General features: G+C 35.7%; 18 protein-coding genes and 1 tRNA gene. 7 read left to right on the top strand and 12 right to left on the bottom strand.

Translation table 11 applies throughout. The annotated features are described in order from the left end of the window. Nucleotides 1–6 precede the first annotated feature (6 nt). From kdpB to prfA, 7 genes are all read right to left on the bottom strand, one after another. Nucleotides 7–2,082 (bottom strand): potassium-transporting ATPase subunit KdpB, encoded by a 2,076-nt coding sequence (kdpB, locus tag QOX35_RS15575; RefSeq protein WP_283687722.1) that lies wholly within the window; start codon nt 2,080–2,082, stop codon nt 7–9. 13 nt (nt 2,083–2,095) lie between these two features. Beyond that, nucleotides 2,096–3,787 (bottom strand): potassium-transporting ATPase subunit KdpA, encoded by a 1,692-nt coding sequence (gene kdpA / locus QOX35_RS15570; RefSeq protein ID WP_283687721.1) that lies wholly within the window; start codon nt 3,785–3,787, stop codon nt 2,096–2,098. Between the two features lie 11 nt (nt 3,788–3,798). Continuing rightward, nucleotides 3,799–3,888: a K(+)-transporting ATPase subunit F gene (gene kdpF / locus QOX35_RS15565; protein WP_283687720.1), complete on the bottom strand. Its 90-nt coding sequence runs from the start codon at nt 3,886–3,888 to the stop codon at nt 3,799–3,801. Between the two features lie 280 nt (nt 3,889–4,168). Continuing rightward, nucleotides 4,169–5,809 carry a RagB/SusD family nutrient uptake outer membrane protein gene (locus QOX35_RS15560; protein WP_283687719.1) on the bottom strand — a complete coding sequence of 547 codons (1,641 nt, stop codon included), beginning with the start codon at nt 5,807–5,809 and terminating at the stop codon, nt 4,169–4,171. A 73-nt stretch (nt 5,810–5,882) separates the two neighbouring features. Then, on the bottom strand, nt 5,883–9,026 hold the full coding sequence (locus QOX35_RS15555) for a SusC/RagA family TonB-linked outer membrane protein (RefSeq protein WP_502846775.1): 3,144 nt from the start codon (nt 9,024–9,026) through the stop codon (nt 5,883–5,885). 502 nt (nt 9,027–9,528) lie between these two features. Next, nucleotides 9,529–10,353, bottom strand: coding sequence for an orotidine-5'-phosphate decarboxylase (pyrF, locus tag QOX35_RS15550; protein ID WP_135107302.1), 825 nt, complete (start codon nt 10,351–10,353; stop codon nt 9,529–9,531). A gap of 56 nt (nt 10,354–10,409) precedes the next feature. Next, a complete protein-coding gene (gene prfA, locus QOX35_RS15545; protein WP_283687717.1) occupies nt 10,410–11,495 on the bottom strand; it encodes a peptide chain release factor 1 in 1,086 nt (361 codons plus the stop codon). A 238-nt stretch (nt 11,496–11,733) separates the two neighbouring features. Between prfA and QOX35_RS15540 the strand changes: the two genes are divergently transcribed. Further along, nucleotides 11,734–12,075, top strand: coding sequence for a hypothetical protein (locus QOX35_RS15540; RefSeq protein ID WP_283687716.1), 342 nt, complete (start codon nt 11,734–11,736; stop codon nt 12,073–12,075). Between the two features lie 152 nt (nt 12,076–12,227). On the opposite strand, the gene QOX35_RS15535 is transcribed toward QOX35_RS15540, so the two are convergent. Both QOX35_RS15535 and QOX35_RS15530 read right to left on the bottom strand, forming a co-directional pair. Beyond that, entirely contained in the window at nt 12,228–12,728 is a 501-nt protein-coding gene (locus tag QOX35_RS15535) for a hypothetical protein (protein ID WP_283687715.1), read from the bottom strand. Between the two features lie 186 nt (nt 12,729–12,914). Beyond that, on the bottom strand, nt 12,915–13,862 hold the full coding sequence (locus QOX35_RS15530) for a M28 family peptidase (protein WP_283687714.1): 948 nt from the start codon (nt 13,860–13,862) through the stop codon (nt 12,915–12,917). A 400-nt stretch (nt 13,863–14,262) separates the two neighbouring features. Here QOX35_RS15530 and pheS point away from each other — a divergent pair, with 400 nt between their 5' ends. The 4 genes from pheS (at nt 14,263) to QOX35_RS15510 (ending at nt 17,257) form a co-directional block, all read left to right on the top strand. After that, entirely contained in the window at nt 14,263–15,282 is a 1,020-nt protein-coding gene (pheS, locus tag QOX35_RS15525; RefSeq protein WP_283687713.1) for a phenylalanine--tRNA ligase subunit alpha, read from the top strand. Nucleotides 15,283–15,467: 185 nt separating this feature from the next. Beyond that, a tRNA-Arg gene (locus QOX35_RS15520) sits at nt 15,468–15,541 on the top strand. Nucleotides 15,542–15,956: 415 nt separating this feature from the next. Beyond that, nucleotides 15,957–16,187, top strand: coding sequence for a hypothetical protein (locus QOX35_RS15515; protein WP_283687712.1), 231 nt, complete (start codon nt 15,957–15,959; stop codon nt 16,185–16,187). A 581-nt stretch (nt 16,188–16,768) separates the two neighbouring features. Further along, a complete protein-coding gene (locus QOX35_RS15510; protein ID WP_283687711.1) occupies nt 16,769–17,257 on the top strand; it encodes an Ivy family c-type lysozyme inhibitor in 489 nt (162 codons plus the stop codon). Nucleotides 17,258–17,303: 46 nt separating this feature from the next. On the opposite strand, the gene QOX35_RS15505 is transcribed toward QOX35_RS15510, so the two are convergent. The 3 genes from QOX35_RS15505 to QOX35_RS15495 all read right to left on the bottom strand — a co-directional run bounded on the left by QOX35_RS15505 (nt 17,304) and on the right by QOX35_RS15495 (nt 18,667). Then, on the bottom strand, nt 17,304–17,705 hold the full coding sequence (locus QOX35_RS15505; protein ID WP_283687710.1) for a hypothetical protein: 402 nt from the start codon (nt 17,703–17,705) through the stop codon (nt 17,304–17,306). Between the two features lie 336 nt (nt 17,706–18,041). Further along, on the bottom strand, nt 18,042–18,215 hold the full coding sequence (locus tag QOX35_RS15500) for a hypothetical protein (protein WP_167755472.1): 174 nt from the start codon (nt 18,213–18,215) through the stop codon (nt 18,042–18,044). A 65-nt stretch (nt 18,216–18,280) separates the two neighbouring features. After that, on the bottom strand, nt 18,281–18,667 hold the full coding sequence (locus QOX35_RS15495; RefSeq protein WP_283687708.1) for a group III truncated hemoglobin: 387 nt from the start codon (nt 18,665–18,667) through the stop codon (nt 18,281–18,283). Nucleotides 18,668–19,569: 902 nt separating this feature from the next. Between QOX35_RS15495 and QOX35_RS15490 the strand changes: the two genes are divergently transcribed. Continuing rightward, a complete protein-coding gene (locus QOX35_RS15490; protein WP_283687707.1) occupies nt 19,570–22,557 on the top strand; it encodes a SusC/RagA family TonB-linked outer membrane protein in 2,988 nt (995 codons plus the stop codon). 19 nt (nt 22,558–22,576) lie between these two features. Then, the gene (locus QOX35_RS15485) at nt 22,577–24,094 is read left to right on the top strand and encodes a RagB/SusD family nutrient uptake outer membrane protein (RefSeq protein ID WP_283687706.1); all 1,518 of its coding nucleotides are present in this window, start codon (nt 22,577–22,579) and stop codon (nt 24,092–24,094) included. Nucleotides 24,095–24,100 lie beyond the last annotated feature (6 nt).

The raw sequence follows: 24,100 nt of genomic DNA, 5'->3' as shown, positions 1-24,100 counted from the left end.
TTTTGTTCAGAATATTTGTAATAACATATCTATTAGTTTGATTCCAATAAATGGTGTTGCAATACCACCAAGCCCATAAATACAAAGATTACGTAGCAAAGACTTGGATGGTGATTCAGCTCTGTATTTTACTCCTTTCAGAGCCAGAGGTATCAGAAATATAATTATAAGAGCATTGAATATAATTGCACTTAAAATTGCATTTTCGGGAGAAGACAAACTCATAATATTCAATACAGATAAAGCTCCTCTACCTGATATTCCGGCATATAATGTAACACCTATTGCCGGAATGATTGCAAAATATTTTGCTACATCATTGGCTATACTGAATGTGGTTAACGCTCCGCGGGTCATAAGCAATTGTTTACCTACTTCGACTACCTCTATCAGCTTAGTCGGGTTGCTATCCAGATCGACCATATTTCCGGCTTCCCGTGCAGCCTGTGTGCCGCTACTCATAGCTATGCCAACATCCGATTGGGCAAGAGCAGGAGCATCATTTGTGCCATCACCGATCATTCCCACCAGATGACCGTTGGATTGCTCTTCTCTTATCTTTCTAAGTTTATCTTCCGGCTTTGCTTCAGCCAAAAAATCATCTACTCCGGCTTCTGCTGCAATGGCGGCAGCGGTTAACGGGTTATCTCCGGTAATCATCACTGTTTTTATTCCCATTTTTCGTAATTGGGTAAAGCGTTCTTTAATCCCCCCTTTCACAATGTCCTTCAGGTGTATAATACCTAACACCTTGTTATCCCTTGCTACTATCAGAGGAGTGGCTCCCTGTTGTGACAACTCATCTGACTCCTGTTTTATATCTTCAGGGAAGAAGCCGTTATTATTAAAAACGAAAGAACGTATCGCATCTACAGAGCCTTTTCTTATTTTTTGTATCTTGCCATCAACAGTTATATCTACACCACTCATTCGGGTTTGTGCGGTGAAAGGGATAAATTCCGCTTCTATTCCCGCAAGGTCACGCCCCCGAATATTAAACTTCTCTTTAGCCAAAATGACAATCGAACGACCTTCGGGTGTTTCATCACTCAGAGAAGATAGTTGTGCCACATTGGCTATTTCATTTAGGCTTACACCTTCGGCGGGAATAAAATTGGTCGCCATACGATTTCCCAAAGTGATTGTTCCTGTTTTATCCAGCAACAACACATCCACATCACCTGCGGCTTCTATTGCACGTCCGCTAGTCGCTATTACATTATGCTTCATAAGTCTGTCCATACCACTTATACCAATTGCGCTCAGCAATCCTCCGATAGTGGTAGGAATGAGACAGACCAAAAGGGCAATTAGTACGGGCAAGCTCAAATTGTTTGATTGCGGTAGCCCTGATTCATGTAGACTATAACCGAAAAAAGAAGGTAGTGTGGCCACTGCAAGAAGAAAAACAATAGAAAGTCCCGAAAGTAAAATAGTCAAGGCAATCTCGTTTGGTGTTTTCTGCCGTTTCGCTCCTTCCACTAATGCGATCATCCTGTCGATAAATGTATTTCCGGCATCGGAAGTTATTCTAATAATAATCTTATCGCTTAATACCTTTGTTCCTCCCGTTACTGCATTTCGGTCACCTCCGCTTTCTCTGATTACAGGAGCTGATTCTCCTGTTATTGCCGACTCATCTACGGTTGCTATTCCTTCTATCACTTCGCCATCGGATGGAATAATATCTCCGGTTTCGCAGATTACAACATCATTTTTTTTCAAATTTTCGGCAGCTACAATTTCTTCCCTTCCATCTTTCAGAAGGCGGGCTTTAGTTCGGGAACGATTGGCTTTCAGACTCTCAGCCTGAGCTTTGCCTCTCCCTTCGGCAATAGCTTCCGAGAAATTAGCGAATAAAACGGTTATCCATAACCATATTGCTATTTGTAAGTTGAAAGTAGAGAATACTCCGTCTATCGTTCCTTTCAAAACAATGATGGTTGTAAGTAAAGCTCCGATAGCAACAATAAAGATAACCGGATTTTTGATTAATAAATTCGGATTTAATTTGATAAAGGACATTTTGATAGCCTCTATCAATATCTTTTTATCTAAGAAACTATTATTTTGACTTTTCATTATTCTGTTGTTTTTAAAATAGAACTCCGTTTTGCATTAGGATATGGTCTACAATTGGCCCTAACGATAAAGCAGGGAAGAATGTCAGACCTCCAACGATGATAATAATTGATATGAGTAATCCAACAAACAATAGATTATCAGTTCGGAACGTCCCTTGAGACACCGGGATGATTTTCTTTTCAGCAAGACTTCCTGCTATCGCAAGCACAGGAATGATAATACCGAACCGTCCGATAAGCATCCCCAAAGCTATCAGGAGATTATAGAAAACTGTAGATGCATTGAGTCCGGCAAAGGCACTACCATTATTGCCTGCGGCAGAAGTAAAGGCATACAGTATTTCTGATAATCCGTGCGAACCGCCATTATTCAGGCTCGACAGTCCTTGCGGAATAGAGCATGCAATAGCTGAAAATAATAGAATAACAATAGAAGGGCTAAGTATTGCTATGAGAGCCATTTTCACTTCAAAAGCTTCTATTTTTTTACCCAAATACTCAGGAGTACGGCCAACCATAAGGCCTGCGATAAATACAGTGAGTATAATAAATATGACAATACCATATAAGCCTGCACCAGCTCCGCCATAAATGACCTCGCCTAACATCATATTTATCATGGCTACCATTCCCGAAAGAGGAGTGAGGCTGTCATGCATAGCATTAACCGATCCATTGGATGCAGCAGTTGTGACTGTTGACCACAGCACACTATTTGTTATTCCAAAACGGGTTTCTTTCCCTTCCATATAAGCCATATTGTGCCAAACGTCCGATTGGTGAAATTCGGAATATAAAGAGACAAAAAGGCCTGCTCCCAATAAAATAAACATAGCTGCAAATATCGCCCAGCCTTGTTTTTGTGATTTCACCATTTTTCCGTAAGTGTATGTCAAAGCCGCAGGGATAAGCAAAATGGATAAAAGTTGCAGAAAGTTGGAAAAAGGTGTTGGGTTTTCAAACGGATGAGCACTATTTGTCCCGAAGAAGCCTCCTCCATTAGTTCCCAACTGTTTGATAGCAATCTGAGATGCTGCGGGACCTTGTGGTATAACTTGTGTATTTCCTTGTAGGGTTGTGACATGGGTGTAACTATCAAAATTCTGGATTACTCCTTGTCCGGTCAATAAGACTGCAAGTAGGATGGATAAAGGCAGTAAGATATAGAGTGTAGAACGGGTAATGTCTACCCAGAAATTACCGAGTATATCTGTTGTCTTCCCTTTTATTCCACGTATTAGTGCAGTCAAAACAGCAATGCCTGTTGCTGCGCTTAAGAAGTTTTGCACTGTAAGTCCTATCATTTGGCTGAAATAGCTCAGTCCTGTTTCGCCTGAGTATGATTGCCAATTCGTATTGGTTATAAAGCTCACAGAAGTGTTAAATGCAGTATGCCAATTCATATTCCCTATCTGCTGAGGATTTAATGGTAGCCATTGCTGAGTAACTAATACTAAGAATAAGAAGAGAAATCCTATCAGGTTAAATAGTAACAATGCCATGGTGTATTTCTTCCAATTCATTGATAGGTTTGTATCTATTGCGCATATTTTGTATATTAACTTCTCCGGTTTGCTAAATATCGGAGTTAATATATTTTTCTCTCCATTTAATACTTTGGCCATAAATGAACCCAATATAGGTGTCAACGCTATAAGTAAAAATAGAAAAAGGAAGATTTGTATATAATCATTGATTTCCATATCAATTATCATTAAAATTTTTCGGGTTTTATTAATACATAAATGAGATATCCTAGAATGAGGATAGCTATAATTGCTCCGATGATATAAATTATTTCCATATTTTATATTCATTTTAAGTACGATACAAAGCTATAGTGAAAGTTGTAAGGATTTTGTAAAGAAAATAGATGTGGTATAAAGATTTTATAAAGATTTTTCGGAGTCTTGTGGAGTTCCTATAAGGTAATTGGGTAGGGTAGAGTAGAGGTGTTTCCGAATTGAGTTTCGGATTTAAAATAAAGCAAGACAATAGTCGAAAATATTATTTTCTCGTATTGCCTTGCTTGTTAAATTATTGAAGAGCTTGTCAATCGATAATATTGCTCTTGTTCAAAAAGATCATTGATATCCTTTATTTTGTGTCAGCTTACCATTCGATTTGGTAACTTGAACTGCCGGATAAGGAAATACCATCATATAATCCTGATATGGATTCTTTATCTTATAATCTTGATAATCTGCGATTTCAAATATTGATTCAGGGTTCGCGCGATTAGCATATTTACGTACACGTGGATGAGAATTCAACTCTTTGTTAGCTAAAGCCTTAATAGTGGCATTCGAAGAGCGATTCCAACGTTTCAAATCGAATAGGTGGTCTGTGAATTCAAAGGCCAGCTCACAACGACGCTCATGATACAAATCAGCCATTGTTGGTGTATGATCGAGAAGGGCAAGATTTGATCTTTGACGTACCGCATCAATATCCTTTTTGGCTTTATCCGCCTGATTGGTCATCAGATAAGCCTCGGCACGGAATAGAAGCATTTCGGCAAAGCGGATAAGTGGGAAATTGATACGGGCAGTAGGCCAGTCTCCACTTGTATTCACATAACCGGCTTCAGATGCATTTGCATATTTGAACGGGTCCATATATTTATTAATCATAAACCCAGCTTCTATATCTGATGTTGAGTAGAATTTGCGAGTTGTACCCCAGAACTCGAACTCCTGATTGTATTCAAGGATAGAACGTTTCAGACGATCGTTTCCTACTCCATCTTTCAACATTTCTTCATAAATATCGTATGATGGTTTGTTCTGTCCCCAACCATTAAAGATACCCCAACCTTTGTTTTCGAGAACAACTCCGGGAAACTCACTACCACCACCGTTTGCTCCACCATCCGAAGGAATAGACCAGATATATTCACTATTCCAGAATTTAGAGAAATCGGAAGAAAATACTTCGGCGAATGTAGGAGCTAGTGCACGTCCGTAATTTGTTTCCAACGAATTTACCATATCTATTACATTCTTCCATTGAGTTTCGTCCCATGTTGCCCAATAAGCATAAACCTTAGCTTTGTAAGCCACTGCAGCAGCCTGATGTGCACGACCTTTGTCTTCGTCGGCGTATGCCTCAAATTTTGGAAGATAAGTGATTGCTTTGTCCATATCCTCAATAATGTACTTGTAGTTGTCTACAACAGATGCTTGTTGCGGAGGGATAGAGTTATCATAACCGCTCGGAAAATCTTCGTAGCGAACAAATGGTGCTCCCTGTTCGTTGGTTCCATATCTGTATGCCATAACGAAGTGAGACATCCCACGCATAAAATATGCTTCTCCCAGGCTTCGGGTTTCGATGCTGCTTAGAGTTGTACTCTTTTGCTTTTTCAATAGCTCCTGAATTACCCAGTTGGAATAAGCAATATTTTCATAAAATAGAGTGAAGTTATTGTTCAAAGGACTTTCGTCTCCCGTATAAGCAAAAGTAGCCAGTGTAGGAAAACCACGTGTACGTCCCCAAACGATATCGCATGCAGCGCCTTGTTCCCAAAATAGGTCACGACCATATGATGTTTCTCTGTGAAGAGGTTTATATAAAGCTGTTATTGCATCTATAGCCTGCTGGTCGTTCTTAAAGTAAGAAGTGGTAGTAGGATTCCCTTCCGATTGAACATCCAAAAAGTCGGAACAGGAACTAAAAGCCAGAACAAATAAGACTAATGCAATTATAATTTTTTTGCTATCCATATACGTTGATTATTAATGCAAATCTGTAATTAGAATGATCTGCCGGTTTATTTAATTAGTATTGAATATTATTTTAATATGTAAGTTTTACTCCTAAAGATAGAACTCTGGATACCGGGTATTTAATTGCATCCCATCCTCCTGTTTCAGGGTCCATTCCTGAGTAGTTGGTGAATGTATACAAATTCTCTCCACTCACATAAACAGACATATTGCTGTTGCGTTGGGCAAGGTGAGATGATTTGCGTAGTATGCTGCTCAAGTCATAAGAAATAGTCAAGTTCTTGAAGCGCACATACGAAGCATCTTCCAAATACCAATCTGACGCAGTGGCGAAGTTGCCGTTAGGGTCCGATTTTGATAGACGTGGTATATTTGATGATGTATTTGTCGGACTCCATGCATTCAATATTTCGTTTGAGCGGTTAAAGTTGCCTTCAACATCACTCAAAGTCATGTATTTACCTACATATAACGATTGTGCACCACCTACACCCTGAAACATAGCACTCAATGATACTTTCTTGTAAGTGAAGCCCAGAGTAAAAGCAAATGTTGTTTTAGGTATTGCACTGCCACAATATTGACGGTCGGCAGTGTTGATTACTCCATCATTATTATAGTCTACAAACTTCAAGTCTCCCGCTACAGCATTTGGTTGAATACGTTTTCCGTCTTTGTCTACATATGCTGCGGCTTCTGCATCGCTTTGGAAAATTCCGTCCGTCTTTATTAAGAAATAAGAATTCAAAGGCTGTCCTTGCGCAGTTTGATACAAATAAGGAAGATTTCGGAATGTAGTATTATCTGTCCATACCCCTGGTGTTCCGTCTGCATTTTTCACACCTATATCAGATACCCAGTTTCTCAAAGTAGAGAAGTTGCCTGACACGAAGTAAGATATGTCTTTGTTGATATGGTCAGCCCAGTTGGCCTGTATTTCAAATCCTCTATTACGCACTTCTCCCTGATTGACTTTCATCGCTTGTAACCCCATTGTTGTAGGCCAATCTAGAGTTTGATCCTGTATCAGATTATAAGTTTTTTTGTCAAAATAATCGAGCGATAGAGCTAAGCGATCTCTAAACATACTTAGGTCTAAACCAAAGTCCATTTGCTCTGAGGTTTCCCATGTCAGATCCGGATTAATAGCTGTATTTTTATATACACTTGTACCCCATTTGCCACCTGTCGGAACACCATATTGACCGGAATTATTACCTGTGTTTTCTTCTTTGTTGAGGATCAGTGATTTATAATTCCTATTTAATGAAGAGATATTACCTACACGTCCCCATGATGCGCGTATCTTGAGTAGGCTTAGAAGATCTGTTTTCTTAAAGAACTTTTCGCTCGAAATTTTCCAGGCCAGTGTTGTTGCAGGAAAATCACCGTAATTGTTTTCTTTTGGTAAACGTCCGGCATAGTCGCGGCGCCACGATCCGGTGATGAAGTATCTATCGTCGTAAGAATAAGCCAAACGTGCTATCAGTGAGACATTGGCATCGGGGCCGTTTAGATAATCTTGAGCTGTTGTAGATCCAGCAAAAGCCAGATATTGTAAGAAATCTGATTCATCAGCAAATCCTGATCCTGATACCTTAAGTTCACGTTGTTCATAATGGTCTGCTGTGGTAGAAAGAAGTCCGCTTACCGAATGTTTGCCAAATATTCCGTCATAGGTCAGTGTATTTTCTGTTTTCCACTGATCCGAGCGATAAGTGGATTCGTTCAAAGTGTTTGACATATCGGGTTTACCTATCTCATCACGGATGGGTGTAAAGTTTTTATAATAATTACTTTCTAAATTATATGAAAAGCGGCTGGTAAACTTTAGTCCATCTATTATGTTCGCAATTTCAAGAGTTGTATTTGTCCATGTATTGCTTGTTTTGTTGTAATTATTATCAGCAAGTAGTAAGCGAACAGGGTTAATGGCGTCTCCGTGAATATCAGCAAAGTTTGAACCATATTTTGCAATATAAGCAGGGTCTTCAGTCGTAACTCCACCATAAGATCCGTCTAAAGGATTATAGACTGTAGCACTACGAGGCATATATAGTGCAGAAAGTATAGCTCCCGAATAAGCGCTTCCTGTATCAATTCCTCGACTTTGTGTATTTTTCCAAACAAAATCTTCAGAAATTGTTACCCACTTATTCAGCTTCATACTTGCATTGTAGCGGAGGTTGATTGACTTATTGAAAGTATTGATCAATGTTCCCTGATCATTGTCAGAAGAAAATGATATACGGTTTTTAAAACTTTCTGTTCCTACATTCAATGTTACATTATGACGTTGATATGCGGCTGTTCTAAAAATTTCATCCATCCAATCAGTTCGTGTGGTTCCTACATATGGGTTGCGGCTAGTATCCCAACCAATAGGTAATGTGAGACCTGCATTACTGAAAGAGGTTTTACGCATTTCGATTTGCTGTTCTGCAGTTAAAGATTGAAGGAGATTAGTAGCCTCACGTGTACCGAATATACCCTCATACGAAAGAGACGGCTCGCCTTTCTTTGCTTTTTTTGTGGTTACTAAGACTACACCTCCAGCTCCAGCCTGAGCTCCGTAAATAGCTGCCGATGCAGCATCCTTAAGCACTACAATCGATTCAATGTCATTCATCGAAGCAATAGCCATTCCCGGAACGCCATCTACTACCCAAAGTACGTTATCTCCTAGTTGAGAACCTTGTCCACGAATTACGATATTAGGAGTAGAAGTAGGGTCTCCACCATTTGAGCTAATGGTTACGCCGGCCAACTGACCTTGAAGCATATTTTCGGTAGAGCTTACGGGACGAACGGTTAATTCATCAGCATTGCTTATAACACCTACCGCAGCAGACAAATCTTGTTTGCGGGCATTGCTTCCATAACCTAGTACTACAACCTGATCTAGCGACTGGGCATTTTCAGTAAGGGTTACATCAATAATTCCTGCATTGGCAACACGCTCCACTGTTTCATATCCAATGAATGAATAGCGTATAATAGACTGTTTGTTAGGAACGTCTAATGTATACTTCCCATCCAAGTCTGTAATTGTACCTATGGTTGTCCCTTTTACAGACACACTCACACCCACTAAGGGTAATCCTTCTGAGGATACAGTTCCTTTTACTTGTGTACTTTGTGCCCATACGCTCTGCGAGGAAATGGACATAAAAGTAAGAAACATGAAAATTTTAAATAAATACTTCTTTAACATAAATTTTGCTTTATATTTAAATTATCTCAAATTGCAGAGGCAAAAATAGATGTTAAGCCAAAAGAGATAGACAATATTATATTAAGTATTTATTAATTATTTCTTACAGAATATAAAGGTAAATTTTATTGTTATCTACCCCTTTAAAGGCGATTTCATCTATCTGCCTGTTTAGGTTAACGTGCTGAAAATATTAAAATGAATATTATATGAGTTAGTCTTCAATTATTCTGAATTTCATTATTGAAATTTGCTACAAAGGAATGGAAAAGTTGTATCTTTTTTATAAAAAAATATAATTTTTTTTAGTTTCAGTTTGTTAATTTTTTAGTCGGCTTATTTTTCTGTTCAATAGCCTCTTAAGTATCTAAATAGAAAAACTCCGAAGCCGTTCCTGTAAACAACTTCGGAGTTCTATTATTTGTATGTCTATATATTACTATATTTATTTCTTTGAGATAAAGATTAGAGACGCTTTGATATATAGACGTAAATAAAATGATCAAATTAATTTTGCTAAATATGTCGCCATTTCTTCTTGTACTTTTTTTGCTTCAGCCGTCGCTGCAAAAGCAAAGTCTACAGAATTATCTGCATAAATTATAGCACGAGAAGAATTTACAAGTAATCCACATTGTGAATTCATACCATACTTTACGACATCGGCAAGGCTTCCTCCTTGTGCGCCTACACCCGGAACAAGTAAGAAATGATTAGGTGCATACTTCCGAATATCAGCGAACATTTCTCCTTGTGTAGCTCCCACTACATACATCAATTGCTCGTCAGTTGCCCATTCCTGAGATTTTTTGAGTACCTTTTCGAAAAGACGCTCGCCGTTCTTGTCTTCTGTCAACTGGAAATCATAAGAACCCTTGTTAGACGTAAGGGCTAATAGAATAACCCATTTGTTGGCATATTTAATAAATGGCTTCACGCTATCTTCTCCCATGTAAGGAGCTACGGTGATAGCACTGGCTTTCAGGTCTTCGAATGCAGACATGGCGTACATCTCTGATGTATTGCCTATATCTCCTCGTTTAGCGTCTAGTATAATAAACTGATCAGGATATCTCAGGCGAATATATTCTATCGTTTTGTGTAAAGCCACGATCCCTTTTACACCTTGGCTTTCATAGAATGCAGCATTCGGTTTGTAAGCAACACAATATTTTGCAGTCGCATCTATTATTGCTGTATTGAAAGCATAGATAGGATCTTCTTCATCTAATAAAAAAGAAGGAATTTTATTTATATCGGTATCTAACCCCACGCAGAGGAAAGATTTTTTTCTTTTAATATTCTCAAATAATTCTTGCTTTGTCATATTTGTATCTTCAAAATTAGAGTCGCTTTTGTCTTATTTCTAATACTTTTTATTTTTTACATTTCGCTTTCTTTAAGCCTTTCGGTATTTTCCGCAATTATCAATTGATCTATAATTGGCTGGATTTCTCCATCCATTACTGCCGATAAATTATATAAGGTTAGATTGATTCTGTGATCAGTCATTCTTCCTTGCGGATAATTGTATGTTCTAATCTTAGCCGAGCGGTCACCTGTCGATACCATTGTCTTACGTTTCGAAGCGATTGCATCCATATATTTAGATAGCTCTATATCATAAAGCTTTGTTCTCAACATTTGCATAGCAAGCTCTCTATTGGCTAATTGAGATCTTGATTGCTGGCATACAACGACCAGACCTGACGGCTTGTGCGTTAGCTGTACTTTGGTTTCAACCTTATTTACATTCTGTCCTCCCGCACCACTCGAACGGGCAGTCTGCATTTCAACATCAGCAGGGTTTATCTCCACGTCAACCTCCTCGGCTTCGGGTAATACGGCAACAGTAGCAGCAGAGGTATGTACACGTCCTTGAGTTTCGGTTGCAGGGACACGTTGAACGCGATGCACTCCCGATTCGTATTTTAGAATGCCGTATACGCCTTCGCCAGTTACAGTAAATATAATTTCCTTGAATCCCCCGGAAGTTCCCTCGGTAACGCTTGTAATCTCTGTTTTCCAGCCTTTTACTTCACAGTATTTCTGATACATACGATAAAGGTCTCCCGCAAAAATAGCCGCTTCGTCACCTCCTGTTCCTCCGCGTATTTCCATGATTGCATTTTTGCTGTCTTGAGGATCGGCCGGAACCAAAAGAAACTTTATTTCTTCTTCCAACTTAGGCATACGTTCATTTGCAGCATCCATTTCCTCTTTTGCAATTTCTCTTAATTCAGAGTCATTTTCGTTTTCAAGGATATCTTTTGCTTCGTCTATGATGGCTAGTAGTTGTTTATATTCTCTACGTGCTATATCTATTTTTTCTAAATCGCGATATTCTTTATTCAGTTTGACGTATCTTTTCATATCGGCAATTACGGCAGGGTCTGTAATAAGTTTGCCTATTTCTTCAAAGCGGATATTCAGTGCATCAAGTCTTTCTAATAATGACGAGTGGGCCATATCTTAATCTATCTTATATTTAATTTGGGGCAAAGGTACTGAAAAAGGTGTCTAGATTATTACTAAGAGATGGAAAATTTGATTAAGAAATAGCAATTGAGTATCTCTGAATGGAGGCTTTGTTAGTCAATTTTTTAAGGTTTGTATAGTTGTAAGTATATAAAAAAGCAAAGAGACCGAATCCGGTCTCTTTAAAGTTTGACGCATCACTGCATTAAGTGCAGCTAAAAGAACAAATGTGGCAGACCGCATTCCGATGCGCGTGTATGCTTCAACAGAGCTTATAATGGATCTCTTTAACCGTTTTGTTTATAATGTGCCAACATCGGAGCTGGCTGAGGTAATGACCTTTGTTGATCCTGTTTATATTAAGTGGGCCATTGAGCAAATTGTAGGTTGGATGCCCGAAAATAAATGTAAACATCTCTATCATATACACGGAACCGAAGATCAGATTTTTTCTTATGAACATATACGAAATGCATTTCCCGTAGAGGGCGGGGATCACCTGATGGTGGTAAAAAAAGCTGATGCGATAAGTACTATTCTTAGTGGTATTCTTTTGATTAAAGAAAATTAGACTTTCAGAAATCGTGCTAGAGTATATTTATGGCAACTGCAATCTTAATTCTTTCTATTGGGATAGTTAATACAATTAATAACAACATCGGCATGACTAGTTTGTAAGGATTTTAATCATTGGATTGCAAATTCGAAGGGATGATGGGTTATTTAATTATTATTCAAAATCAATCTGAGTATCAAGCTCCCAAATCCCCAAAACCATAAAAAGATAACTGTTAGAAGACTTATAAATCCCCATATCCGTTTCTTTTTAGTTGTAAACTTCTCAAAATATTTAAAATAATCTAAGTATCTATCTTTGTAGTCTATCAGAAAATAAGCAAAAATATATGAAGGAACACCTAACAACAAGAGTAAATGTTTATTGTTTATATTTATTGCAATATTAACTTCTTGCAAACAAATTAAAACAGAATTTATGGAACCCAATATAAATAGATATACTAGAGCATAAAAATGCATGCCAGCAAGAGTTATCTTTATTCCATTCTTTTTATTTTCTGAGACCTCTTTTACTGCTTTAATGACTTCTTCTCCTTTTTTATTGTTTTTAAATAATAAATGAAATATCGGATAGACCGATATTTCATTTATTAATAACCCTAGTTTATAAAGATTGAAATATATCAAATTACAAAATTTTATCATATCAGATTGTTTTTTTTTACTGGTACTTCCCTTTTAGAGATCATTAAGAGTCCGCAGAACGACTTATAATCGATGTCTCTAGATATCTTTATATTCTTCTCCTATGTATGCACTGGTAAATTTTCCACTATTTTTATTCCTAATTGAATTTGAAGATTATCCATATTATAGTCATGGTATCAATCACTATTTTTTCTTTTTCACAGATGTAGGTTTGTCGATGTTGATAATCGCATAGTAAATGGCGTCAATAACTCCTGTCATTCGTTTAAAATCCAAACGATCCATTTTGTCTCCCGATTTATGATAATTGTGATTGCGATAAAATGCACTATTGGTAATCATCATAGCATCAAAACCGAGTGCCCAATAATTTCGATGATCTGAAAAATCTACCCCTTTTATCATTCCGGGACTTGTCAGACTTTTAGTTTTAATTGTTTTTGCATTGTAAAATTGCTTGGAGAAATCTTTTACAAATTGCCCATATCCCATTTTCTTTGTTAAGAGTATAAAGTCACCTTTATCACCATAGAAAAGCTTCATTGGGGCAAAAGGATAACTTTGTGAACCTTCAGCATCGTTGAAGAATCCGATCATTTCTACGGCCACCATCCCATAAACGGGAGTATTGGATTTTTTCAGTTCACTGGCATGGATATAGCTACCCATAGATTGAGTACCAAAGAAGGGTGGTTCTTCGAGGGTATATGCAACTAGTTCTATGGGGCGTGTTAAGTTTGATCGACTAAATAACCGAGCCAGTTCCAGTATGGCAGTTACGCCTGATGCATTATCGTCAGCACCTTCTTGTTCTCCGCAAACATCGTAGTGAGCACCGATTACTACCAACGCTTTTTGTTGTTTTGTGCCAAACCGACAAATAACATTCTTATAATTAACATTGTCTACAGCATACGTTTGATAATATGTTGTATCTGCATATTGGCTAAATTCTGTGAATATATAGTCTGCCACTTTGTTGAGTGTTACAGTATGCTCAAAGTTGCGAAATCCTTCTGTTTTGGTGATAGCAGTCAGATGTTTTTGTATGCGCTCTATATCAGACTGGGCATGCAGATTATGTGTGACAAATAAAAGAGTGGATATTATAAAAGTGTATATAAGCTTCATTTTTGTGATCTGTAGTTTAATTATGACAAATATAGTTTAATATTCAAGATTTCCTATTTGTTTTATTTCTTATAGGCTAAATTATCTAGTATTAAGATATTTGTTATTGTTTATAAATAAATTAAAGTGATAATTTTAATATTACGGATAGCTGTTACTTTTGTTGCTTTTTTGATGTTTATGTATTTGATATAGTGCTGTTTGTGTTTTGTCTGATTTTGCGAGAAATTGTAACCTTTTTGGATTTAACGGATACGTGAGATTGTGAAACTCTAGTTTTGTAAAGATGATGAAAAGTTGGGGTGGCTTCTGTGTTAAAATGATTGATAATAAAAAGAAAAGTGTATTTTTGTATTCCAAAGTGAAAAACTTATAAAAGTATAATTCATAATTGAAGTTTATGATTGATAGAATAAATAAGCTGTTGGCAGAGATTGAGGGACTGAAAGCTTCTAAAGCAGATGAGATAGAGGTTTTGCGTATTAAGTATCTTAGTAAGAAAGGTGAAGTATCGGCTTTGATGAACGATTTTCGCACTGTAGCTGCAGAACAGAAACGGGAGGTAGGCATAAAACTAAATGAACTAAAAGAAAAGGCTCAGGAGCGAATAAATCAGTTGAAAGAATCTTTAGAAAATTCTCAGACTGTGGATGAGGCAATCGACCTTACTCGTACTGCTACGCCTCTCGAGCTTGGTACTCGCCATCCGCTATCAATTGTAAGAAAAGAAATTTGTGATATTTTCCGTCGTTTAGGCTTTTCTATAGCCGAAGGTCCAGAGATAGAGGATGACTGGCATGTTTTCTCTTCTCTTAACTTTGCGGAAGATCATCCGGCTCGTGATATGCAGGATACGTTCTTTATTGCACGAAGCCCTGAAATTGTATTGCGTACACACACCTCTTCTGTTCAGACCCGAGTGATGGAGCAGCAACAACCACCGATACGCATTATTTGTCCCGGTCGGGTGTATCGTAACGAAGCTATTTCGTATCGTGCACACTGTTTCTTTCATCAGGTTGAGGCATTGTATATAGACAAGAATGTGTCTTTTGCTGATCTAAAACAAGCTTTGTTATTCGTTGCGAAGGAGTTGTTTGGTGCAGATACCAAGATACGTTTGCGTCCTTCATATTTCCCTTTCACAGAGCCTAGCGCAGAGATGGATATTTCATGTAATATCTGTGGTGGAAAAGGCTGCCCATTCTGTAAACACACCGGTTGGGTAGAGATATTAGGCTGTGGTATGGTAGACCCGAATGTGTTGGAAAACTGTGGTATAGATAGTAAAATATATACGGGATATGCTCTCGGAATGGGAGTGGAGCGTATTACAAATCTTAAATATAGAGTTAAGGATCTTCGTATGTTCTCCGAGAATGATCAACGTTTTCTTGATCAGTTTGAGAGTGCATATTAAGATGTACTTATCGTAAATGCTGAGCGAAGCATTTTATGTATTTTATTTTGTATTTATAAGCATCTTTAAAACAATATTATAGCTTGATTTTGGCTTCAATAATCACTTTTGAGGAGAAAATACTTTAGAATATATTTGCATAATAAACAAAACTATTTTACCTTTGCATCGCATTTAAGGAAAACGGCTACGTAGCTCAACTGAATAGAGCATCTGACTACGGATCAGAAGGTTGCAGGTTTGAATCCTGCCGTGGTCACAAGAGGAGCACTTACAATTAATTTTGTAGGTGCTTCTTTGTTTATACAACATAACTAATAATTTTTAGCTATTTTAGAGTAATGTTTAGAAATAGTTTAGACTAAAGAAATATTTATATAGCAATGTTTAAAGGTTTTATGTAAAGAAAAGAGAGCTCTGGTTTATATTAGGAAATACATCTATGAGTTAGAATTTAAAATAAGTAATATAAAAGAAACTATCATGGATAATAAAAGGTTAAGCAAAGATGATAAATATAAGAGTATCGGATGTTTAATATTTCTTATTCTTTTTATTCTTATTTTTTCTTACTAAAAGGTTGTTTTTCGGAAGATAATAGAAATAACTGAACAAAGAATGATATATCCAATAAAGCTTTTTATCATAGACAAGATAAAATTGATACAATAATAATGAGCGCACTTAAATTCATTAATAGGAATGACTCTAATACTATAAAAAGATATGTTCACGCATCTATTGAATCAGCTAGATTTATGACATTGGTTGCTACAGATAAAGATTATGATGATGCTATAATATTATATCCTTATGATTATTTAGAGCAAGAGAGTTATTATATGGAAAAGAAAAATGATAAACCAATATATGCTAAGTTTGATGAATTAAAAAAACGGCATTAGTACATATTACGACAATATGCAATCCGAGGCTGATGATAGAATTAGAGTCTTTCTAAAATCGGTTATTGTTTATAACCTGTTTAGATGTTTTTTATAAAGCTGCATAAATAAAGGATTATCCTTAGGCTACGGATCGATCATAAGGTTTCATATTTGAATCCTGACGATGTCACAGAAGAAGCACTTATAATTTTTGTAGGTGTTTTTTTGTTTGTGGGAGGTCTGGTTTTAGGTCGTTTGCGCAAGCAAAGTTAAACAGAGAGTTAAACCTGTTTAATCAATGAATACAAAACAGTAAATGTGATGTTCTATAAATCAAAAACTTTATCAAGTGAGAAGTCTCATATTAAAATGGACTTGAAATGCTCATGATGATACACCAGATATTATGACAATACTAGCTGAATTCTTTGAATCGATAGCTGAAAATATTAAAAGCGATTTGAAATGTATCCGGAATATTTAGTTGGGAATAATGAAGTAGTTTATAAATTGTTAAGGAGTTGTAATTTTTGTTTTTTTATTTCACTTGGATTTTGTCTGTTTATATTTTTAGCTTTAAATCTTTAATTTATATAATTATGAAACCAATATTATTTATGGCAATATCCTTAATATTGTCTTTAGGAGCCACCTCCTGCAAGAAGCAACAGTCATCCAATCAAATCTCAGAAAATAAGGACTCAATTACTTCCGCTATTTCTGATAATGCAGTTCAAGAAATTAAGATTTTAGACCCGAATAATATCATCGTAAAAAATGAAGGAAAATATCCTTTAGAGGTGAAAATTTTTGAAGACAAATTATTTAATGATAGGCTAAAGACTATAACCGGCTCTGAATATGATGCTATTATTAAGAATTTTAATGTTGAAACTCCAATAGTGTCAGAGAGTGGTATTTATAAATTTTCTGGATGCAAACAACATGATTGCCCTAGTTTTCAGACTATAATTTATTACGATGCTAAAACGGATAACATAAATGTAATTATCAACAAAAATGATAAAGTTTCATCTTTTAGTGAAAAAGGAAAAATTGATATTTTAGAAACACTCAGTAAAAAATAAGATATCAAACAATATTAAAAAATCCGAACAGAATTGCTCGGATTTTTTATTTCGGTTTAATAAAAATAGCATCTCCGTTTGATCTTAGTTCGTAGACATAATACTTTCTTTTATAATACCCCTCCCTAATAAATCTTATTTCGATAGCATCTTTTTTTACTTGAATACCGTCAATATTTTCATACTTAAAAATGTCGAGACATATTCCACCCAATAAATATTTACCTTCAATAATATCTAAAGGGATATTATTTTCTAATATATCAATTAAGGTTTGAGAATCTGGAAACTCTTCCTCATTTGAAGCAGCTATTGAATATATCTGTTTAGAGGTATCTATTCCTATTGCAAAAGGATAAAACTCTCCTGCTTCTTTCAGGAAAATAGCTGCTAATTTCTTTATCTCTTCGCAGATTAATTCTTCGTACTCGTCGTTCTGTGATTCCATAGTTAGACTTTTTTACAAAGAAAATAAAAAATAATTTTATTTATATTACAATAAATCAGGTTTTTAAACTTAAAATAAAGCCAATCTAAATACTTTTATTTCTTTCAAGGACAAACAGCTAGTGTCTTGTAACGAATAAGAAAGGCAACCGTTAAGGTTACCTTTTGTTTTATTACTCCGGAAGTTTTCCTTTCCTGATTAATGATACTCTATAACGAAGAATACTTATTGTAGGGAATATTAATTCTGATTGTATAAATAGATGTTCTTCTGTAAAATTTGAAAAATTAAATTACATCTATCAGAAAAGTAACACCATGTCCCCAAAAGCATGACTTAAAACATTATAATTAGTTTCCAGTTTATATGTCTGTTCTCATGCATAGGCATTCTATTTCCTCGAGATATAGACATTGTAACAGATTCTGCTATTCCCATAGCTCTCCATACACCACTTTTAGGACATTTATCACCTGTTCGGGCACTCATACCCAGACGTGGTTTCATCATAATTATTTTCTATTTAATTTATAAAGTACAAATATAGAGATTAATTTTTATACAATATTTGCATGTTATTTATTTGCCTTGTCACGTATATACGCTAATTTATCCTGGAATATATCAGCTATCTTATATGCACGGTTTTTAGCCTCATTAGCAATTGGCCCAACGAAAAGACTGTCCACTGTCTCTGTGAAAAGGTCTAGCCATCGGTCAAAATGTTCTTTGTCTATAGGCAATTGTGCGTGTGGAGGGAATGGAAATCCCGCATAAGTCTTTTCCCCTAACAGTATTCCTTGCCAGAAAGAGTATAATTTAGCAAGATGTTCCGGCCAATGGTTTTGTATTTTATCATTGAAGATAGGGCCAATTAAATTATCTCTTCTGACCTTACCATAAAAAATATCAACCATTTTCTTTATGTCTTTAATATCTTCTATATCTTTAGTTGGTGTCATATCTATTTCTCTTTAATAAAAACAAAATGTTTTCATCAAAGATAGGTATTTATTCCAAATTCTATTTTATAAATGTTTTGACGTCCTCTTTGAGGAGTTCGGTAACTTATTTATTAATCTTCAGATTTGAATAAGAAGTATTAATCGGAAGGGGTTTGTATTCATTCAAAATAGTCAATCCAGTCAATATTATCATTGGCAGGATTATTTATCTATATATGACTTAAGGGTAGAAAAAAGGTGACAGAGAAATATATACAAAAAGCTGTTACTTTTGTATCTTTTTTAGTTCAGTCAGCCTTAGCTATAAAAATAGACGGCCTAAGTCTGATTTCAGAATACTCTTTGTTTTCAGCTTTATTTTTAAAAGAGTGATACAGTACGACTAAAGCTTGTGGCCTACTCAGTCAGATATTATTAGAATTCGGCTGTTTTTTGTACGAGGAGGTGTAAATGTTCAAAACTGATATTGTTTAAATCTAATTATAGTAATGTATAACAGCTAAATTTTGTCAATTGTAAATACTCTACCTCGTGGGAAATACTTATAACTATCGAGTGAAATTTAAAAATAGAGTTGATATTTTAAAAAGCAAGGTTGAATATAGCTTCAATAAAATAGAATAATAATAATGATGTAGTACATATTTTTACTACTTTTTTTATATCTTTTTTTGTTTTAATAATTTGTTTGTCAGTGCATTGTGTTTTTGTTTAACTACTTTTATACTCACCAGAATTTATGCCATATATCTGATTGGATACCTTTGAATCAATTGATTTTCTATTCACATATAGTTTATTCTTAATAGATATATTATAAGATAAAGAGTAAACTAACAGTGAAACGAAATTTCTAATACTAAAACACTAAAATTTTAATAACCATGATTAAGAGTCTCATGTCTAAGAAAAGATGTAGTAGTAAAAAGCAACCATTCTACTGGTTTTTCTTCTTTTTAGTTTGCTTAAGTCCACTTCTTGGTGTTGCTCAAAACAAAGAGCTGACAATAACAGGAACAGTAGTAGATGAATTTAATGTACCCCTACAAGCTGTCAGCGTTGTAATTAAAGGGACAACCCGAGGTGTGCTAACCGATCTTGATGGTATGTATACATTAAATGCTAATCAAAAAGACATTTTAGTATTTTCTCAACTTGGAATGACTACAGAAGAAGTCTCTGTTGGAGAACAGACTACTATTAATGTAAAATTATCAGAAAAAGTTAATAATCTCGAAGAACTAGTTGTAATTGGTTATGGAACCGCAAAGCGTAAAGATGTTACTACATCCATATCAACCGTATCTACTAAAGATTTAGATCAACGACCAATTACATCTGCAGGACAAGCTATACAAGGAAAGGTAGCAGGAGTATCTGTTATAGAGCCTAGTGGAGCTCCTGGTGGTGAATTATCTATTCGTGTACGTGGAACAACTTCATTTAATGGAAGTAACGATCCTCTTTATGTTGTAGATGGGGTGCCTGTCGATAAGATCGATTTTCTTGCGCCAAATGATATCACGAGTATGCAGATAATGAAAGATGCTTCGGCTGCAGCTATATATGGTTCACGAGCAGCTAATGGAGTTGTATTAATTACTACTAAAAGTGGTCAAAAAGGAGAACCTAAAATAACATTCAATGCGCAATATGGTTTTGATAAAGTAATCAATAATATAAAGGTTCTGAATACAGAACAATATGTTGAGTTGCAAAGAGAGTTAGGAAATGTATTGCCAGATGGGCTTAAAGACCAAACTGATTGGTTTAAGGAAGCGTATCAAACAGGTAGTACACAAAGTTATCAAGTGTCGGTCTCTGATGGAACTGACAGATTGAAATATTTTTTATCAGCGGGCTACCTTGATCAAAAAGGAACATTAAATGCTGCATTTTATAAACGTTACAATATTAGAGCAAATATCGAAAATGATGTTCGTAAATGGCTGAAGGTTACAGCAAATATTTCTTATTCAGATCGGTCTAAAAATGACCTAATTACAGGACAAGGATCTAATCGTGGAGGGGTTGTCCTCTCTGTAATAAACACACCAACTTATGCTCCTGTTTGGGATCCTAATAACCCTAAACAGTACTATGACGACTTTAATGGTGCAAATATAACTCATCCATTAGAGAATATGGAGAGAAGCAAAAATGATAAACAACGAGAAGATCGTCTAATTCTATCAGGAAGTGCGTTGATTACTTTAATGCCTGAGCTAAATTTTAAGTCAACTATTAGTCTTGATAGAAGAAATGGTTTAAATACAGCATTTCTAGACCCGATAACTACAAGTTGGGGACGTCAACAAAATGGTACAGGTAAAGATGAAAGAAATAGAAATTCTATAATAACCTTTGATAACATACTTACTTATAGTAAGCGTTTTAACAAACATAGCCTAGAGACAATGTTAGGGACTTCGTATACTGAATCCGAGTATCTTAATAGTTGGATCAATGGATCCCATTATAGGTCTTCTGACATCCAGACGTTAAATGTAGCTAATAAAATCGCATGGGATAATACTGGAAGTGCAGGATCAGAATGGGGTATGATGTCGTATTTTGGCCGTGTCGCTTATAACTATAATAGTAAATATTTATTAACTGTAAATGTTCGTAGAGATGCTTCTTCTAGATTACATCCAGATAGTCGATGGGGTACATTTCCGTCTACTTCTGCAGCATGGAGGATCTCTTCTGAAGAATTTATGAAAAACTTTGAATGGTTAGATGATCTCAAAATTCGAGCAGGATGGGGTAAGACTGGTAATCAGTCTGGTATTCATGATTATGCTTATTTACAGCGATATAGAGTACAACGTTTACCGTGGTTTGAAGATAAATATATAAATGCTGTACCAATCTTAATTCAAGATAACTTAAGAGCTAAAGATCTTAAATGGGAAACTACAACACAAAGCAATGTTGGCATTGATTTTACAGGTTTCGGAAGTCGCTTGAATGTAACTCTTGATTATTATCACAAGAAAACTACAGATATGTTGATGAATGTAACTATGCCAAGTACAGGAGCAAGTTCCATTGATAAAATACAACGTAATGAGGGCGAAATGAAAAATAGTGGCTTTGAAGTTGCTGTTAATTCTAGAAATATACAAGGGCAATTCTCTTGGGATACAGACTTTAATATTTCATTTAATAAAAATAAATTGACTAAACTCCAAACTAAGCCTTTGTACGATGATGGCAAAACTAGTGATCATGTAAATGCTAGTGTTGTTTACAACAGACCGGGGAAAGCCTTAGGTAGTTTTTGGGGATATATAAGTGATGGTGTAAATCCTGAAACCGGAGAGCTTATGTATAGAGACTTAGACGGAAATGGAAAAGTTAGCCCGGGAGACCAAACATATATCGGAGATCCTAATCCAGATTTTACATTTGGTTTGACAAATAATTTTTCTTACAAAAATTTCTCTTTAAGCATTTTTATTCAGGGATCTTACGGAAATGATATTTACAATGCGTCTCGTATGGAAACAGAAGGAATGTATGATGATAAAAATCAGACTACCGTTGTTTTAAACAGATGGAGAATCCCTGGACAAATAACGGATGTTCCTAAAGCTCGATTTGATATGAAAAATTCTACGTATTTCATTGAGGACGGTAGTTATTTGCGTGTGAAGAGTGTTTCTCTATCATATAATATAAAAAATAATGTTTTGACGAAACTAGGTATCAGTCGTTTACAGCCCTATTTTACAGCAAATAACTTACTGACTTGGACTAATTATTCTGGAATGGACCCTGAAGTTAATCAATGGGGAAATAGCGGAGCCGTTCAAGGTATAGATTGGGGTACTTATCCTCATAGCAAATCATATGTATTTGGTGTTAATCTAGAATTCTAACAAATAAATCGAAGTAATTATGATACTCAAAAATATATTAAAATTTATCGTAGGTGGAATTATCGTTCTTGCACCCACATCATGCTCGCTCGATCATGATCCAATATCAGATTATTCTGATGTGACAGAAGGTTTCAATCAGGGCGGAAAAGAAGTCGTATTCAAAGATAAAGCAGCTGTTGAAACTCAATTAAGGGCTCTCTATAACGAATTGAAGGATCAGGAATGGTATATCGATAAAATATTGCTTACAGATAGCCACTCCGATAATGCTTATGCTGGAGCTTTTAATGCCGAAGTATTGCCATTTGAAGACAACTCTATAGATGGTACAAATACAGTATTGACTAGAGACTGGAATCGCTACTTGAAGCAAGTAGGGATGGCAAACAAGTTGATAATATACGCAGATAGTGTTGGGGATAAATCTTTGACCGATACAGAAATTAAAGAATATCAAGCACAAGGAATGATATTTCGATCATTAATATTGTTTGACATGGTACGTATGTGGGGAAATATACCATTGGTTACAGTTATAGCACCGGATATCACCTCTGAAAATTTTGAAGAAGTGTACCCATTATATTTTCCTCCTCAGACTCCAGAAATAGATGTATATAAGAAATTAGAATCAGATCTATTATTTGCGACTCAACATGCACCCAACAATAACAATGCAGACAAAACTTTGATGACTAAAACTGTCGCTAGATCTTTATTAGCAAAGGTATATGCAGAAAAACCAATAAGAGATTATGACAAGGTAGTTCAGTATTGCGATGAGGTTGCTACAGATGGAATAGACTTAGTTGATGATTATACTCTTTTGTTTGGGATGAATAATGAGGTTACAGACATTAAGGCTCGTAATACAAAAGAGTCTATATTGGAGGCTCATTTTGTTGCAGGAGGAGGCAATTGGTGTTACATGATGTTTGGACGAGATTTGCTCAATTGGGATGCAAATTTTACATGGAATAAATGGGTAACACCTTCAAGAGATCTAATAAAACTTTATGAAATACAGAATGATGTTAAACGCTATAAGGAATCTATCGTATATTACGAATGTGGATGGTCTCTTTATTATCCTAAAGATAATTATCCTTTCATGTACAAATGTCGTTCATCTCAAAGTAGTATCATTCATTTGCGCTATGCAGATATATTACTACTCAAAGCAGAAGCTTTGTTATTAAAATCTTCACCGGATCTAAATGGTGCCGCCAATATTATTAATACTATCAGAAAAAGAGCTCAATTGCCAAATTTATCTAATGACGATAAATCAAGTAAAGATAAACTATTTGAAGCACTGATGAAAGAACGTAGAATGGAGTTGGCATTTGAGGGCCAACGTTGGTTTGATTTGATTCGCTTAGACTTAGTTGAAAGCGTTATGAATAATGTTTTTGTAAAGGATAGTGGGCGAACTCCTATAAAATGGAGTTTTACAAAAAACTCTCAAAGGTTGCCGATTCCATTATCTGTGATTGATAATAACCCCAATATAGTCCAAAATGAGGGGTATTAAAAGTTA

Origin of the sequence: Dysgonomonas sp. Marseille-Q5470 (assembly GCF_951230145.1) — a bacterium.
Classification (GTDB): Bacteria; Bacteroidota; Bacteroidia; order Bacteroidales; family Dysgonomonadaceae; genus Dysgonomonas.
This window is presented reverse-complemented; position numbering and strand designations above follow the sequence as displayed.